At 73.3% G+C, this 16,096-nt stretch carries 15 protein-coding genes; 11 read left to right on the top strand and 4 right to left on the bottom strand.

Translation table 11 applies throughout. The annotated features are described in order from the left end of the window. The first annotated feature begins 509 nt into the window (after positions 1-509). Positions 510-1,301, top strand: a complete 792-nt coding sequence (locus AMIR_RS31155; RefSeq protein ID WP_015804973.1) for an SAM-dependent methyltransferase — start codon at positions 510-512, stop codon at positions 1,299-1,301. A gap of 116 nt (positions 1,302-1,417) precedes the next feature. Here AMIR_RS31155 and AMIR_RS31150 read toward each other — a convergent pair whose 3' ends face one another. After that, complete coding sequence (locus tag AMIR_RS31150; RefSeq protein ID WP_041838542.1) at positions 1,418-2,020, bottom strand: histidine phosphatase family protein; 603 nt, start codon at positions 2,018-2,020, stop codon at positions 1,418-1,420. Between the two features lie 196 nt (positions 2,021-2,216). On the opposite strand from AMIR_RS31150, the gene AMIR_RS31145 reads away from it, so the two are divergent. After that, positions 2,217-3,320 carry an MrcB family domain-containing protein gene (locus tag AMIR_RS31145; protein ID WP_015804971.1) on the top strand — a complete coding sequence of 368 codons (1,104 nt, stop codon included), beginning with the start codon at positions 2,217-2,219 and terminating at the stop codon, positions 3,318-3,320. Positions 3,321-3,399: 79 nt separating this feature from the next. Here the strand turns inward: AMIR_RS31145 and sodN are convergent, their stop codons facing one another. Further along, the gene (gene sodN / locus AMIR_RS31140; protein ID WP_015804970.1) at positions 3,400-3,816 is read right to left on the bottom strand and encodes a superoxide dismutase, Ni; all 417 of its coding nucleotides are present in this window, start codon (positions 3,814-3,816) and stop codon (positions 3,400-3,402) included. A 29-nt stretch (positions 3,817-3,845) separates the two neighbouring features. On the opposite strand from sodN, the gene AMIR_RS31135 reads away from it, so the two are divergent. Continuing rightward, complete coding sequence (locus AMIR_RS31135; protein WP_240438735.1) at positions 3,846-4,223, top strand: S24 family peptidase; 378 nt, start codon at positions 3,846-3,848, stop codon at positions 4,221-4,223. Between the two features lie 3 nt (positions 4,224-4,226). On the opposite strand, the gene AMIR_RS31130 is transcribed toward AMIR_RS31135, so the two are convergent. Continuing rightward, positions 4,227-4,823, bottom strand: a complete 597-nt coding sequence (locus AMIR_RS31130) for a dTDP-4-dehydrorhamnose 3,5-epimerase family protein (RefSeq protein ID WP_015804968.1) — start codon at positions 4,821-4,823, stop codon at positions 4,227-4,229. Between the two features lie 315 nt (positions 4,824-5,138). On the opposite strand from AMIR_RS31130, the gene AMIR_RS31125 reads away from it, so the two are divergent. The 7 genes from AMIR_RS31125 to AMIR_RS31095 all read left to right on the top strand — a co-directional run bounded on the left by AMIR_RS31125 (position 5,139) and on the right by AMIR_RS31095 (position 13,248). Then, positions 5,139-6,317: an NAD(P)-dependent malic enzyme gene (locus tag AMIR_RS31125; RefSeq protein WP_015804967.1), complete on the top strand. Its 1,179-nt coding sequence runs from the start codon at positions 5,139-5,141 to the stop codon at positions 6,315-6,317. Between the two features lie 238 nt (positions 6,318-6,555). Beyond that, a complete protein-coding gene (locus tag AMIR_RS31120) occupies positions 6,556-9,750 on the top strand; it encodes a sensor domain-containing protein (RefSeq protein WP_015804966.1) in 3,195 nt (1,064 codons plus the stop codon). 132 nt (positions 9,751-9,882) lie between these two features. After that, positions 9,883-10,404, top strand: a complete 522-nt coding sequence (locus AMIR_RS31115; RefSeq protein ID WP_015804965.1) for a YbaB/EbfC family nucleoid-associated protein — start codon at positions 9,883-9,885, stop codon at positions 10,402-10,404. Further along, a complete protein-coding gene (locus AMIR_RS31110; protein ID WP_015804964.1) occupies positions 10,401-10,709 on the top strand; it encodes a type VII secretion target in 309 nt (102 codons plus the stop codon). The genes AMIR_RS31115 and AMIR_RS31110 overlap by 4 nt, the downstream gene beginning before the upstream one ends. Further along, positions 10,709-11,953 carry a WXG100-like domain-containing protein gene (locus AMIR_RS36410; RefSeq protein ID WP_015804963.1) on the top strand — a complete coding sequence of 415 codons (1,245 nt, stop codon included), beginning with the start codon at positions 10,709-10,711 and terminating at the stop codon, positions 11,951-11,953. The genes AMIR_RS31110 and AMIR_RS36410 overlap by 1 nt, the downstream gene beginning before the upstream one ends. Further along, positions 11,950-12,573 carry a hypothetical protein gene (locus AMIR_RS31100; RefSeq protein ID WP_015804962.1) on the top strand — a complete coding sequence of 208 codons (624 nt, stop codon included), beginning with the start codon at positions 11,950-11,952 and terminating at the stop codon, positions 12,571-12,573. Before AMIR_RS36410 ends, AMIR_RS31100 begins: the two co-directional genes overlap by 4 nt. Before the next feature lie 63 nt (positions 12,574-12,636). After that, positions 12,637-13,248 carry a hypothetical protein gene (locus AMIR_RS31095; RefSeq protein WP_015804961.1) on the top strand — a complete coding sequence of 204 codons (612 nt, stop codon included), beginning with the start codon at positions 12,637-12,639 and terminating at the stop codon, positions 13,246-13,248. A gap of 27 nt (positions 13,249-13,275) precedes the next feature. Here AMIR_RS31095 and AMIR_RS31090 read toward each other — a convergent pair whose 3' ends face one another. Next, a complete protein-coding gene (locus tag AMIR_RS31090; protein ID WP_015804960.1) occupies positions 13,276-14,835 on the bottom strand; it encodes a bis-aminopropyl spermidine synthase family protein in 1,560 nt (519 codons plus the stop codon). A gap of 156 nt (positions 14,836-14,991) precedes the next feature. On the opposite strand from AMIR_RS31090, the gene AMIR_RS31085 reads away from it, so the two are divergent. Then, positions 14,992-16,074, top strand: coding sequence for an ABC transporter ATP-binding protein (locus tag AMIR_RS31085; protein WP_015804959.1), 1,083 nt, complete (start codon positions 14,992-14,994; stop codon positions 16,072-16,074). The last annotated feature ends 22 nt before the right edge of the window (positions 16,075-16,096 follow it).

Raw genomic sequence — 16,096 nt, 5'->3', positions numbered from 1 at the left:
CGACCGCTGGCCGTCGGCAGGTGCTGGTGCCGCGCGCGTCGGGCTGCCTGCTCGACGGCTCGCCGCTGCCCGCCCGGTGTCCGGTTCCCGCGTCGCCCGCTCCGCTCGTCGCGCTCGTGCGTCCGGTCGGGATCGAGCGGGCGTCCGGGGCCGCGCTCGGGCTCCCGTGCCCGGTTGCGGGGTGTGCGCGGTCCGGTTCCCCCACCCCGGAATCGCGCGCTCGACTCCCCCGTCCGGTGTCGTGTGTCGCATTTCCGCTGATTCCGGCCGTCGTTCGCTACCGGGAGTGCGAGGTGGCGCGGTCGGGGTCCTGAGCTGCGGGTTGTCGATCTTCCAACCGGGGGATCGGGGCCCGGCAGGATGACCCTCGGACGAGTGGTTAGCCCCCTTAGACCAGCAGCAATCACCCTTCGTGTTCACGATTGGCGGATGGACACGAACGGAGTAGCCCGGATACGGTTTCGCAGGCGTTCGCGCCGCTTCGCAGTCCAGGCAGGGTGAGGTGCGCTGTGCAGAACTCCCCGAGACCGGTGTCGGACGACCGGGACCGTCCGAACGCGGCTCGGCTGTACGACTACTACCTCGGCGGCGCGCACAACTTCGCCGTCGACCGGGAGTTCGCGCTCCGCGCGGTCAGCGAGGTGCCCGCCGACGCGATGGTGCAGCACGGCCGCGCGTTCCTGCGGCGCGCCGTGAAGCTGTGCCTGGAGCGGGGCATCCGGCAGTTCCTCGACCTCGGGTCCGGCATCCCCACGGCGGGCAACGTGCACGAGGTCGCCCACGAGGTCGACCCGGACTGCCGCGTGGTCTACGTGGACAACGAGCCCGCGACTGTCGCGCACGCCCGCGCCATGCTGCGCGGGCGGGAGGGCGTGGCGATGGTGGAGGCCGACGTCCGCGACCCGGCCGCGGTGCTGGGCTCGCCGGAGTGCCGCGAGCTGCTGGACCTGACGGCGCCGGTCGCGGTGCTGATGGTGGCGATCCTGCCGTGCCTGGTGACGGCCGACCGGCCGGAGCGGGTCGTGGCGGGGTACCGGGACGTGATGGCGGCGGGCAGCCTGCTGGTGTTCACCCACCTCACCGCGGACTTCCAGCCGGAGGTGGTGGACAAGCTGCTCGGCGTGGCGACCGACGCGCACCCGCTCACGCCCAGGACCAAGGCGGAGGTCGAGGTGCTGCTGGACGGGTTCGAGCTGCTGGAGCCGGGACTGGTGCTGTCGTCCAAGTGGCGGAGGGAGGGCGACGAGCCGGAGTTCGGCGTCGAGGCCGTGTCGTACGGGGCGGTGGGCTTGCGGCGCTGAGGCGCTCCGCCGCTCGGGCGAAAGCAGGTCACCGATCCGTGCGCTTTCCGACATGCGGGCAGCACGGTGGGGCGTCCCCCCACCGTCGCGTGACCGCCGATCGGTCGGTCGGTCGGTCAGTCGCTCGCGAGCTCCCAGGCGGGCACGTTCAGCGACCGCACCTGCGGCACCCCGCGCTCGTCCCCGAGCACCGCGATGCCCGCCGGGTCCAGCGCGAACCGCACCCCGTCCTCGGGCCCGAGCCCGAGCCAGGTGGCGATCACCGCGCGGGTGAAGTGCCCGTGGCCGACGAGCACGACGTCGCCCTTGCGCAACCCGGTGCGGGCCTCGTCGACCACCAGCGCGGCCCGGTCGCGCACCTGCTCGGCGGTCTCGCCGTTCGGGCAGGGGTGCGTCCAGACCGTCCAGCCGGGGACCTGCTCGCGGATCTGCTCGGTGGTGAGGCCCTCGTAGTCGCCGTAGTCCCACTCGGCGAGCGCCTCGGTCTTCTCCGCCTCGAGCCCGACGAGCTCGGCGGTCCGCCAGGAGCGCTCGCGGGGGGAGCACAGCGCGAGGGCGGGGGGAAGGTCGGTTCCGCGCAGCCTGGCCAGCACGGCGCCCGCGCGCCTGGCCTGCTGAACGCCGTGGGTCGTGAGGGGCACGTCCGAGATCCCGGTGTGCCTGCCGCTCTCGGACCAAGCGGTCTGGCCGTGCCGCACGAGGTAGAGGTGGGCCGTCACGATCACGAGCGTAGTGGCGGCGCGGCGTGGGCGCGGGGGTCGGGCGGGGTGGGATAGCGCACTTCGGGGACACGACGTGAACGCGGCTGTCGCACTGGTCAACCGGGTGGGTGGTGGGGAACGCGCGGGCGGGGAAGGAGGGGTGCGCGGTGCGTGAGTGGGACCGCCGATGTGATGACGCGCTTATGGTTCAACCGTGCGGGATTTGCTACAGGGCGTGTTGCGGCTCCAGTCGGTGTGGAGCCAGGAGAACACCGTCGAGATGCAGGAGCGCGGGAAGCTGGTGCGCGACGGGATCACGCGCTGGCTGAGGGTGCGGGTCGAGCGGCTGGACGCGGAGCTGCCGGAGCCGATCGGCGACCTGCGGGTCGAGGCGCGGGACGGGACCGGTCGCAAGAGCGAGATCCCGTGGGCGCGCGTCTACTCGCACAGCAGGTCGCCCTCGGCCACCAAGGGCTGGTACCTCGTCTACCTGTTCAACGCGAAGGGGAAAGGCGTCTACCTGACCCTCGGCATGGGTGCCACCAAGTGGGAGAACAGCATGTTCCGCCCCTTGCCGCTCAGCGAGCTCAGGCGGACTGCGGCGGTCGCCAGGGATCAGAACTGGGACCGGCTGTCGACCAGGGAGGACCTGGTCACCGCGATCTCCCTAGACGCCAGCCGCAAGAAGCTCGGCCCCGCCTACGAGGCGGGCACCGTGGCCGGGTTCCACTACCCGATCGGCGAGGTGCCGGACGAGGACGTGCTGGAGCGCGATCTCGCGTTCCTGCTCGGGGTGCTGGCCGAGCTGCACCACCGGGACGGGCGCGCGCCCGAGGTCGCCGAGGCCGAGAGCGCCGCCGAGGTCGTCGCGGGCAGGCGGCGGGCGGGGCAGGGGTTCCTGCGGTCCGCCGCCGAGCGCAAGGCCGTCGAGGGGCGGGCGGTGCTGCTGGCCGCCGAGCACCTGGAGGAGCTCGGCTACGAGGTGGAGGACGTGGGCGCGGTGCGGTCCTACGACCTGGACGCGCGGCGCGGTGACGAGCGGTTGTTCGTGGAGGTGAAGGGCACCACTCAGCCCTGGGGCGCGGACAGCCGGATCGTGCTGACGCGCAACGAGGTCGAGCTCAACCGGCGCGACCACCGGGACTCGGTGCTCGTCGTGGTGAGCGGGATCTCGCTCGACCGGGTCACCTGCACGGCCTCCGGGGGCGAGGTCCGGGTCGCGCGCCCGTGGCGGATCGACGAGGAGCGGTTGACGCCGCTGTCGTACCAGTACGCCGTCGGCGGCGACGTCGTCCCGGTCCGCCTGCCGACCGGCTGACCCGCCGCGACGGCCCTGGAACGGGAACGGCGCCCGCGCCCCGGTGTCGGGGTGCGGGCGCCGGTTCAGCCTGCGTGGTTCACGCCTGCTTGGTCTCCCAGAAGATCTTGTCGATCTCCGCGATCAGGTCCAGCAGCTGCTGGCCCGTCGCCGGGTCCATGTTGCCCTTGGTGCCCGACGCGCCCGCGGCCTTGGTGGCGCGGTTGAACAGGTCGTGCAGCTGCGGGTACTTCTCGAAGTGCGGCGCCTTGAAGTAGTCGGTCCACAGCACCCACAGGTGGTGCTTCACCAGTTCGCTGCGCTGCTCCTTGATCAGCACGGCGCGCTGGCGGAACTCCGGGTCCTCGTTGGCCTGGTACTTCTCCTGGACCGCCTTGATGGACTCCGCTTCGATCCTGGCCTGTGCCGGGTCGTAGACACCGCACGGGAGGTCGCAGTGCGCGGTGGCCTCCGGGATCGCGCGGTGGAGTTCACGGATGCGCGACAGAAGTCGCATCTTTCCTCCCTGACAATGGATGCTCCGACGTGCGGAACACTACTCCGAGTGAACCGGTCGGGCAGTCGGAGGTGATCGTGCTCGGGATGCTCAAGGTCCGCGGGCCCTCCATGCACCCCACCGTCCGGACGGGTGATCTCGTCTCCGTGGCGCACGGGCGGCCACCGCGCGCCGGGGACGTCGTGCTGGTCAGGTGGGCGCACCGGCCCGGCCAGCTGTCCGTCAAGCGGGCCGTGCGGGTGGACGGGACCGGGTGGCACGTGGAGGGGGACAACCCGTTCGCCTCCACCGACTCCCGCGAGCTGGGACCGGCCGAGGTGCTCGGGGTCGTGCGGTTCCGGGTGTGGCCCCGGCCCGGTCGGCTGAAGAAGTCGCCGTGGGCCGGGGGCGGCCTGGAACCGGGGTGAGCCTCAGGCGCGCTTGAGCTCCGAGTACCAGCGGACGCACTCCTCGTAGTCCGGCAGCAGGCCCTGCTCCCGCGCCTGCGCCAGGCTCGGCGCCTGCGCGTCCTTCTCGGACAGCACCGGCTCCACGCCCGCGGGCCACGGCAGGTCCAGGCTCAGCGGGTCGACGCCGCGCTCCGCCTTCGGGTTGAACCCCTCGCTGCACAGGTACGCGGTGACCGTGTCGTCCTCCAGCGCCATCAGCGCGTGGCCGAACCCCTCGGGCAGGTACACGCCGTTGAACTTCTCCGCCGACAGCTCCACCGCGTCCCACTGCCCGAACGTCGGCGACCCGACCCGCACGTCCACCACCACGTCCAGCAGCCTGCCGCGCGGGCAGTGCACGAACTTCGCCTGCCCCGGCGGCACGTCCGCGTAGTGCAGCCCCCGGATCACGCCGCGCCGGGACTGCGAGTGGTTCACCTGCGCGACCCGCAGCCGGTGCCCGGTGGCCCGCTCGAACGCCGACTCCTGGAACGGGGCGACGAAGAAGCCGCGGTCGTCCGGGAAAACCGAAGGTGTGAACTCGAACGCACCGGGAATTCGCAACTCGCGTGCCTGCATGGGCGTCACCCTAGTTCATTACGGGTCTTGACCGATCCTGCCTGCGCAAATCCGCCGAACCGCGCGCCAAACCGGACGAGCGTTCTGGAAGATGGCCCTGACCTGCTGCGATGGTGTGATCCCCACCGCACTCGGTGATGCCCTACGCTGCCACATCTGGCGAACCCAGGCCGCGCGGACCGCCATTCGGTCGCAACTCGACCCCGAATGGGTGTTCCGCGCCCCATTAACACCCGACGGCCCCGTCGATCACGCGCGACAACGCGATCCGGAGTGCTGACCGGCCTCACGCGCCGCAGGAAGGACGCAGGTCAAGTGACCGCAGTGAACGACACCCCAGTCCAGCTCACCGACGACGAGATCTTCACCGCCCACGAGGGCGGCAAGCTCGCCGTGGGGGCCACCGCCTCGCTCGCCGACCCCAGGGCGCTGTCCATCGCCTACACGCCCGGCGTGGCCAGGGTCAGCCGCGCCATCGCCGCCGACCCCTCCCTCGCCGACCGCTACACCTGGGCGGGCCGCCTGGTCGCCGTCGTCAGCGACGGCACCGCCGTGCTGGGCCTGGGCGACATCGGCCCGCGCGCCTCGCTGCCCGTCATGGAGGGCAAGGCCGCGCTGTTCAAGGCCTTCGGCGGCCTCGACTCCATCCCGCTGGTGCTCGACACCACCGACGTGGACGAGATCGTGGAGACCCTGGTCCGGCTGCGCCCGTCCTTCGGCGCGGTCAACCTGGAGGACGTCTCCGCCCCGCGCTGCTTCGAGCTGGAGGCGAAGCTGATCGAGGCGCTGGACGTGCCGGTCATGCACGACGACCAGCACGGCACGGCCGTCGTCACGCTCGCCGCCCTGCGCGGCGCGAACACCGTGCTGGGCAAGGACATCGCGGACCAGCGCGTCGTGGTCTCCGGCGCGGGCGCCGCGGGCGTCGCGATCACCCGCATCCTGCTCGCCGCGGGCGCGGGCGAGGTGACCCTCGTGGACTCGCGCGGCATCATCCACGCCGGACGCGCCGGGCTGAACCCGGTGAAGGAGCAGCTGGCCCCGCTCACCAACGGCAGCGGGCTGCGCGGCGGCCTGGACGTGGCGCTGCGCGGCGCGGACGTGTTCGTCGGCGTCTCCTCCGCGCAGGTCCCCGAGGAGCAGGTCGCGAGCATGGCGGCGGGCTCGGTGGTGTTCGCGCTGTCCAACCCGGACCCCGAGGTGCACCCCGAGGTCGCGGCCAGGCACGCCGCCGTCGTGGCCACCGGGCGCAGCGACTTCCCCAACCAGATCAACAACGTGCTCGCGTTCCCCGGCATCTTCCGGGGCGCGCTGGACGCGGGGGCCAGGCGCATCACCGAGGGCATGAAGCTGGCCGCCGCCGGGGCGATCGCGGCCGTGGCCGCCGAGGACCTCGCGGTGGACCGGATCGTGCCGAGCGCGCTCGACCCCAGGGTCGGGCCGGAAGTCGCCGCCGCTGTGGCCTTGGCAGCGGCCGAAGACGGAGTAGCCTGATCCCCTGTCGGAGTTGGGAGAGCTCCAGCCGACGCTGTCCGTCTTCTTCTCGGGAAAACGACGCCACGATCGGGTTCAATCGTTAGTCCGTTAAGGGGTGGGACGTGACGCTGCTAGGCGCTAGCGTCCTTTTCTTCCGGGGGAACGGTCCCCGGTCGAGGGGGTTGCTCCCGCAGGCGGTCCACGGGGCGGCGACCGGGCCGGGCATCCCCGCCCCCAGACACGGGAAGGTGGGACCGTGCCCAAGCGGGTTGGCCGCGCTCCAGTGGTGCTCGACGACCCCGAGGGGCCTGCGCGACCCGAGGCCGTCGCGCTGGGCGGCGTGACGCCGCCAGACCCGCCCTCGCTGCTGTGCGACCCCGAGGGCGTCGTGGTCAGGGCCGACGCCGCGGCTGCCGCGCTCGCCGGGGTCGCAGACCCCGGCGCGCTCGTCGGCCGCCCCCTCGGCGAGCTGCTCGCGGGCGACCCGCCGGACCACCGGCTCACCCGCGCCGACGGCGTCCAGGTCGCGGTGCGCGTCGTGCGCGGACCCGCCGACGCCGCCGGGCTGACCACCGTCCTGCTGGTCGACGTGTCCGACCTGGCCAAGGCCGCCGACGAGCTGCGCGACGAGCAGCGGCGGCTGCGCGCGGTCCAGCGCGTGGCCGCCATCGGCTCCTGGGAGTACGACCCGGACACCGGCGCGACCGTGTGGTCCAGGACGCACTACGAGCTGCTCGGCATCGAGCCCGGCTCGGTCGTGCCCGGCGCGCAGGCCGTGCTCGCGGTGACCCACCCGGACGACCACGACGTGGTCGCCAGCTACTGGAGCAACCGCGAGATCACCGGCGCGCCCATAGACATCGTCTACCGGGTCATCCGGCCGGACGGCGAGCTGCGCTGGATCAGGGGCGTCGCCGAGGCCGAGCTGCGCGCCGACGGCCGCGCCCGGCTGATCACCGGCTACATCAGGGACATCACCGAGCAGTGGCGCGCCGACCGGGCGCTCGCCACCGAGCGCGCGCGCCTGCTGGAGGCGCAGCGGATCGCCCGCATCGGCAGCTGGACCTACGACGTGCGGGGCCGCTCGCTGCACCGCAGCGAGGTGCTGCTGGAGATGTACTCGGCCATCGGCGTCTCGCCCGACCGCCACGACCTGCTCGGCGGCGTGCACGCCGACGACCGCGCCCACCTGCTGGAGCTGCGCCGGAAGCTGTTGCGCGCCAAGGACGGCCGCACGCAGGAGGCCGAGGTGCGCAGCGAGCTGGGCGACCGGGTCTACGTGTGCCGCGCCCGCGTCGAGCGCGAACCCGGCGGGCGCGCCCCGGTGCGGCTGCACGGGACCGTGCAGGACGTCACCGAGGCGCGGGCCATGGAGCGGCAGCTGCGCGAGGACCGGCGCAGGCTCGCCGACGCCCAGCGCGCCGCCCGGCTCGGCGTGTGGGAGTGGGACCTGGCGACCGGCGAGGTGGTGTGGTCGGACATGCTCGCCGAGCTGTTCGGCGTGCCGCGCGACGAGCGCACCACGTACCGGACCTACCTGGACCTGGTGCACCCGGACGACCGGGGCTGGGTCGACGACATGTGGCAGCAGCTGGCCACCGAGGAGACCCCGGTGCAGTGCGAGCACCGGATCGTGCGGCGCGACGGCGCGGTGCGGGTGTTCCGCAGCCACGGCGTCGTCATCAACGGGCCGGACGGGCGCACGCTCGCCGTGGGCACCGCGCAGGACATCACCGAGCAGCGCGTCGCCGAGACCCGGATGCAGCGCTCCAGCCAGCGCTTCGCCGACCTGGTGTCGCTGACCCCGGTCGGCATCGGGCTGTTCGACGAGGGCGAGCGGCTGGTCGAGGCCAACGACGCGCTGTGCGACCTGCTCGGCATGGACCTGGAGCAGCTGCGCGGCATGACCGCCGAGCAGCTCACCGACCCGGCCGACAACGACGACCGGCTGCAGTCGGTCAGCCGGATGACCGAGTTCGGCGCGGAGCGGGCGCACAAGATCCCGCAGCGGATACTGGTCAGGCCGGACGGCGAGCGGGTCTACTGCGAGCTGCACATCGCGCTGTCCGTGCAGGACGACGGCAGGCGGTTCTGGCTCATCGTGTTCCAGGACATCACCGAGCGCCGCCGCACCGCCGAGGCGCTGCGCCACCAGGCCACCCACGACGACCTGACCGGGCTGCCGAACCGGGCGCTGGTCAAGGAGCTGCTGGGCGAGCTTCTGGAGGGCGGCGACCGGGCGAAGGTCGCGGTGCTGTTCTGCGACATCGACAACTTCAAGCGGGTCAACGACTCCCTGGGCCACGACGCCGGTGACGAGCTGCTCGTCGCGCTGGCGCGGCGGCTGGAGGGCGGGCTGCCCGACGGGTGCACGGCGGCCCGGCTGTCCGGCGACGAGTACGTGATCATCTGCGAGAACATCGACGCGGTGGGCGGCGTCGACGCGCTGGCGACCCGCGTCGCCGGGCTGCTGCGCACGGCCGTCCCGGTGCACGGGCAGCTGGTCCGGGTGTCGGCGTCGATCGGCGCTGCGGTGCCCAACGGCTCGCGCGCCACCGGCGCGGACCTGCTGCGGTTCGCGGACGCGGCGATGTTCGAGGCCAAGCGGTCCGGCGCCGGGCGGGTGTCGCTGGCGTCGGCGGCGCTGATCGCGTCGGCCGACCGGCAGGTGCACCTGGAGGGGCAGCTGCGGGACGCGCTCGCCCACGACGGGCTGGCGCTGCACTACCAGCCGGTGGTCGGCGTGGACGGGTCGGTGCAGACCGCCGAGGCGCTCGTGCGGTGGCCGCACCCGGACCGGGGGCTGCTGTCGCCGGACATCTTCCTGCCCGTCGCCGAGCAGGGCGACCTGCTGCGCGAGCTGGACCGGTGGGTGCTGCGGACCGCGCTCAAGGAGGCGGCGACCTGGCCCGCGCCGGACGGCAAGCCCGTGGCGGTGGCGGTGAACCTGGCCGGGCTGGTGCCGGGCGACCCGGAGTTCGTGGACATCGTGTCGGCGACCATCGCCGAGTCCGGCATCCCGTGGGACCGGGTGGTGCTGGAGCTGGTGGAGACGGCGCTGGTCGACCTGCCCTCGCGGGTGCGGCAGTCCATGGCGGAGCTGGTCGAGCGCGGCGTGCAGTTCGCCGTGGACGACTTCGGCACCGGGTACTCGTCGCTGGCGCGGCTCAAGGACCTGCCCGCGCAGATCATCAAGGTCGACCGGCGGTTCGTGGCCGGGGTGGGCAGCGACTCGTCGGACTTCGCGGTGGCGCGGGCCGTGGTGGACATGGCGCGGGCGATGGGGCGCAAGTGCGTCGCGGAGGGCGTCGAGACCGCCACCCAGTTCCACGTGCTGCGCGGGGTCGGGGTGGACGCGTACCAGGGCTGGCTGTTCTCCCGGCCGGTGCCGCCGAAGGAGTTCCGGGCGGTGCTCGCGCTGGGGCCGCTGCACATCCCCAAGGCCGGGTGAGACGCGCCGTTCCGGTGTGACGCGCTGCGCAGGGCCGAGGTCTTTTGTCGGATTTCGGCCACCCGACCGTGGGGAAAGCGCCATACTCCCGCTCCGGGGGCCAGCGTTTGTGCTGGTCAAGGGAGGGGAACTGTGGAACCCGAACGGGTGATCGCCGACCTGGAGGCCAGGGCTCGCGACCTGGCCGCGCGGTCGGCGCAGGCGCAGGAGCAGATCCGGCAGGCGTCGGCGACCGTGCGCGCCAAGGACGGGGCGGTCTCGGTGACCGTGGCGCCGAACGGGGCGGTGCAGGCGATCGAGTTCTCGCCGAAGGCGGGCGAGCTGTCGCACGTGCAGCTGGGGCAGGTCGTGATGGGGGTGCTGCGGCAGGCCCAGGCGCAGGCGGCGCGGCAGGTCGCGGCGGTGCTGGAACCGGACTTCGGCGGGACGCAGGCGATCGAGTTCCTGACCGGGTTCATCCCGGTGGAGGAGGCCGAGGAGCCTGCTGCGCGGGCTCGCGAGGAGGGCGGCGTGCTGCGGGACGAGTCCTGGGGCGCCGGACCGGCGCGACCGGGCTACTCGCCTCCGCCCGCTCCTCCGGCCCCGCCCGCGCGACGCCCGGCGGACCGGGGCGAGCCGGACGAGGACGACGGCTTCGGGCCGGTGCTCAGGTGAGCGGCGGCGGGTACGAGGTCGTCACCGGGCAGCTGGAGGCGTTCGCCGAGGCGCAGGACGGGCGCGGCGGCGAGGTGGGCGCTGCGGCGGGCAGGGCCGGCGGGGTGAACCTGGGCGGGGAGACGTTCGGGGTGCTGCTGTCGTTCTTCGCGAACGGCGCGGAGAGCGCGGCGGCGGAGGTCGTCGCGGGCATCGAGCAGCTGGCGGCGGCGTACGGGGAGGCGGCGGGGGACACCAGGGCCACCGCGGCGGAATACGCGGCCGTGGAGGACGGGAACGCGGCGGGGTTCGGGGGTGAGGGCTGATGGTGGAGTGGACCGGGTTCGGCGACCGGGGTGGCTGGACGAATCCGGACAACTTCGCGGGGGCGGGGCCGGTCGAGTCCGTGTTCCAGTTGATCGACTCCGGCAAGCGTGCTGGTGAGGGTGACGTCGCTGAGATCGCCATGAACCTGGGCGCGGCTGGCCTCGACCTGCTGGGGGCCGCGCTGGACCCGCTGGGCGCGCTCGGCACGGCGGGCATCGGGTGGTTGATCGAGCACGTGTCCTTCCTGCGCGAGCCGCTGGACTACCTGGCGGGCAACGGCGACCGGATCAAGGCCGCCGTGACGACGTGGAACGAGAGCGCTGATGCGCTGAGGAGGGTCGCCAAGGCTCAGCACGACGCCGTCGAGACCCGGGTGTCGGGTTGGCAGCAGCGAGCGGCGGAGGAATTCCGCGGCAGCCAGCGGCAGCTGGCGAAGGAGACGGTGCTGCTCAGCGACTCGTGCACGCGGATCGCCGAGGAGATCGCCGCGGCGGGCACCATCACGGCGACCATCCGGGGCGTGATCCGGGACCTGATCTCCATGTTCGTCTGGGAGGTGGTTCGGAACGCGGCCATCGCGCTGGCGTCCTCCGTGGTCAGCATGGGCAGTTCCATCGCCGCGTTCACGGCGTGGGCGGTGGGGCGCGGGGCCTTGGTGCTGGGCAAGATCACGCAGAGGTTGAGCAAGCTGGTGAGCGTCGTCACCCGGATCCTGTCGCGGATCAAGCAGCTCACCGGTGCGCTGGGGCATGCGTTGAAGGGGTTGGCGCGGTTCGGGAAGAAGGCGGGTGGGGGTGCGCCGACGCCGAGCGCACCACGCTTTCCGGGGCTGGACGGCCTGGGCAAGGGCTTGGACGACGTCGGCAAGCGCTTGGCTGACCGGGGGACCACCGCGCCGTCGCTGAGCGACGCGGCGGCCAAGGCGAAGCAGGGCGGACGCGAGTTCGTGGACGGCTACAAGGACGCGGGCACCGTCGCGCAGAAGTTCACCGAGCAGAACCACCTCTCCGCGGCCGACCGGTACAGCGGCATCGCAGACCGCTACACCCCGTTCACGCCGCGAACCCGTGCCGACGGGACCGTGTCGCCGCACTCGACGCCCAGCTTCGACAACGGAGGTTTTCAGATCAAGACCACTGCCGACTACGCCCGCGAGAGCGCGAAGGAGGACGAACTGCGGGAAGAGGGGATCACCGAGGAGGCCAGGCAGTTCAAGCGCCAGACGGGATACCTGGACGAGTGAGCTGGAAGAAGGCCAAGAAGCCGGTCCTGGTGGTGGCGTGCCTGGTGACCGGTTCAGCTGTGCCGCTCGTGGCGTTCACCGCGAGCCCGCTGTTCCTGGTGGGGGTCTTCGCGTGCGTGCTGTTCCCCCTCCTGTGCGCGTGGCTGTCCGGGCGGTTCGCCCTCGCCGCGGGGGCTTTCCTGCTGGCGGTCGGCGGAGGCTTGCCGGTGTCCTCCGCCGTGGGGTCGTGGTGGTCCTCGACTCACGGCAAGCACCTCGACGAGTGCGTCGTCGCGCGCGTCGACCGCAAGGCGAACCCGAAGGAGCGGCCCCACACCACGGTCCTGTTCGACTGCGGGAGCGAGCAGGTCGAGCACTTCCCCAGGCGGCGCGGTGAGTTCTCGGTCGGTTACCGGACTTCGCTGGTGGTGGACCCCAGCGGGATGCTGATCACCGAGGTGGGGGCGGAAGGGCTTCCGAGTGGGAGGAACGCCCCGTTCCTCGTCAGCGGTTACCTGCTGCTGATGATCGGGCTCGTAGTGGCGTCCGCCTGGTTGCCCAGCCCTCCGAACACGCCCAAGCCTCCGCGCCCGCCGCGCGGGCCGGGGGACCCGTTGCAAGCGGATTTCCTCCGGTCGTGAGGCTGACCGACGAGTTCCGCTGACCCCACCCGCCCCCCACCGTCCTCAGGGGAGGATCAACGGGTGGACGTGGTCGTCAAGAGGGTGTTGCTGGTGGTCGGCGTGCTGCTCGTGCCCGCCGGCGTGGTGGGGTTCCTGGTCGGCGCGCCCGTGCTCCTCGGGTGCGCGCTCCTCGTCCTCGGGTGCGCGGCCGGGTTCCTGGTCAAGAGCACCCTGTGGCGCGGGCAGCACGCCGGGTGGGTCCTCGGGCTCTCCGCAGGTGTGCTGCTCGTGGTGTCCGCGTTCTCCGCCGAGTCCGCCTGGCTCACCCTCACCGGGCGGGTCGAGCGGGACTGCCTCGTCGTCGGGCACCGGGTCGGGGATCGGGAGCGGAACCCGGCGGACTTCTACTCGGTGCGGTGCGGGGACCTGGTGACCGAGCACGTGGAGAACGGGCTTCGCGCGCCGCGGGTGGGAGAGGCAGGGGACGTGGTGCCCGAGTTCGTGGTCGACCCGCGCGGGGTGCTGCGGGGGAAGTTGCCCGAGGAGGTTCGGCCGCTCGCGGTCTGGGAGGTCGGGGGCGCCGCACTGGCGCACGTCGCGGTTGGGGCGTGGTTCGCCACGCGGCGGGTGCTCGACCCGGTTGAGCGGGCCGTGGCGCGGGCTCGGGAGCGGGTGGCGCGGGAGTTCGACTGAACCCCGGCGCCACCCGGCGGAGAGAGGTCAGCGCGCGGACGCGGCGATCAGCGGCAGCAGCGCGGCGATCCGGTGCCTCGGCAGGTCGATCAGGCGCTCCTCCAGGTCCGCCGCCTCACCCACCGCCTCGGTGATGCGCTCCCGCGCCGCCCGCTTCGTCAGACCGCCCCTGGTCGCCGTCACCAGCGCCTCCCGCCACACGTTCCCCAGCTTGCCGTGCGCGCGCGACAGCACCTCCCGCACCGCCAACCCGCCCTCGTCCAACCCGCCCGCCAGCACCTGGTCCGCCACCACGACGCACGTCTTCCCGTCCGGCGTGGAACGCAGGTAGCGCAGCGAGAACCGCGTCCCCACCAGCTCCGCGAGCGCCTTCTGCCCCTTCTCCGACGCGACGTCCGGGTGGTTGTTCGGCACCAGCGCCGCCATCCGCCCCGGCGAGCACGCCAGCAGCGTCCGCAGCAGCCACGGGCCCGGATCGGCGCTCAGGTCCACGGCCAGCGACGCCGCCCCCCTGCCCACCGGCTCGGCCCAGCCCGGCTGCCTCGGCTTCGGCGGCGGGCTCGACTCCGGACGCGGGGCCAGGTCCACCAGCGACTCCAGGGCCTTGCCGCTCGGGCCCTCGGACTCCAGCGACTGCGGGCCGTGCGTGTAGATCCCCGGCTTGGTCACCGACACCGACCGCCGCGACGTCGGCCTGCACACGTACAGGTCCGCCGCGCTGCCGATCGCCTGCGCCCCGTCGAACCGGTGGAACGCGGGCAGCACCGCCTCGAACAGCAGCCCCAGCCGCAGCAGCTCCTGCTGCACCTTCAACCCCAGCGCCGGGGTGCGGTCGCTGGAGCCGTGCGCCAGCAGCAGCCTCCCGTCCCGCCCCAGGCACTCCACGCCGCGCGCCGCGAACAGGCCCATGCCCTCCGGCGTGTAAGGCGGGTCGCTGAACACCAGGTCCGCGCTCTCCAGCACCGACGGCGGCAACCCGAAGCGGAAGTCCGCGTGCAGCGTCGTGACGTCCCAGCCGCGCTCGGCCGCGATCCGGTCCACGTGCGCCAGCAGCCGGTCGTCCACGTCCACCACGACCACCCGCACGCCAGGGTCCACCGCGCACACCGCCAGCGACGTCAGGTCGTGGTCGCCCAGGCACAGCAGGGTCCGGCCGGACAGGTCGTAGGTCGTGGTCAGCCACAGCGCCCGCTTCAGCGCCGTCTCCGGCGTGGCCTGCACGTGGTCCAGCGCGGCCACCGGCGGCGGCACGGACGCGATGTCCGCGCGGACCACCGCCAGCAGGTCCGGGTTCTCCGCCACCAGCGCGTCCGTCGCGTCCGGCAGCTCCTCGGCCGCGTACCGGGCGTACGCCGCGGCCCGCGCGGGGACGATCCGGTGCCGGTCGCCCCTGCTCTCCAGGTCGTCCTGCGCCGCCGTCAGCAGCTCCTGCACGGTGCGGCGCGGCACGGCGGGCAGCCGGACCAGCTCCGCGAGGCTGTGCCAGTCCCGGCACAGCAGGGTCAGCACCCGGCGCAGCGGGCGCGCGTGCGCCCCCCGGCTCGCCAGGAGGTCGCGGACGCGGTCGCTCGGCTCATCTGCTGCCACAAGCAGAGCAGCCTAAACGGTGCCGGGGACCCGGCTCGCCACCGTCGGCGTCCCGCCCCCCGCGAGGGACTTCCCGTTATCCGGGATGACCTGCCGCTGTCACCCCGACGGGCTAGGGTCGTCCGACAGCCGCAACCCAGGGGGAGGGAACCCGGTGTGATCGAGTTCAGGGGAGCGACCAAGCGGTTCGACGACGGGACGACCGCGGTCGACGGCCTGGACCTGGTGGCCGAGCCCGGCGCGGTGACCGTGTTCGTCGGCCCGTCCGGCTGCGGCAAGACCACCTCGCTGCGCATGGTCAACCGCATGGTGGAGACCACGTCCGGCACCGTCCTGGTGGGCGGCCGGGACGTGCGCGAGGTCGACCCGCCGGAGCTGCGGCGCGGCATCGGCTACGTCATCCAGCAGGCGGGCCTGTTCCCGCACCGCACGGTCCTCGACAACGTCGCGACCGTGCCGCTGCTGTCCGGCTGGGGCAAGCGCAGGGCCCGCACCCGCGCGGCCGAACTGCTGGAGCTCGTCGGGCTGCCGCAGGAGCTGGGCGGGCGCTACCCGGCGCAGCTGTCCGGCGGCCAGCAGCAGCGCGTCGGCGTGGCCCGCGCGCTCGCCGCCGACCCGCCCGTGCTGCTGATGGACGAGCCGTTCAGCGCCGTCGACCCGGTGGTGCGCGAGGGCCTGCAGGACGAGCTGCTGCGGCTGCAGGGCGAGCTGGGCAAGACGATCGTGTTCGTCACGCACGACATCGACGAGGCGGTGCGGCTCGGCGACAAGGTCGCGGTGTTCCGCGAGGGCGGCGTGCTCGCCCAGTACGCGCCGCCCGCAGAGCTGCTGTCCCGGCCCGCCGACGACTTCGTCGCCGGGTTCGTCGGGCGCGACCGGGGCTACCGGGGGCTGTCCTTCGCGGACTCCGGCGGTCTCGCGCTCGGGCAGGTCGACACGGTCGGACCGGACGACGCGCCCGGCGCGGGCGACGCCTGGCGGCTGGTGCTCGACGCCGACCGCAGGCCGCAGGGCTGGCACCCGCCGGGTGACGCCGCCGCCGTGCCGGGGGGCAGCCTGCACGAGCTGGGCACCCCGCTGCGCGGCGCGCTCGACGCCGCCCTGTCCTCACCCGCCGGGCTGGGCGTGGCCGTGGACCCCGACGGCCGCTACGCGGGCGTCGTCACCGCCCGCGAGGTCCTGGACGCCATCGAGGCGCAGCGCGAGCGGCCCGAGCAACCGGGGACCGCCCGTGCCTGACGTCCTGGACTACCTCTCCGAC

It is taken from the genome of Actinosynnema mirum DSM 43827 (assembly GCF_000023245.1).
GTDB lineage: Bacteria > Actinomycetota > Actinomycetes > Mycobacteriales > Pseudonocardiaceae > Actinosynnema > Actinosynnema mirum.
This window is presented reverse-complemented; position numbering and strand designations above follow the sequence as displayed.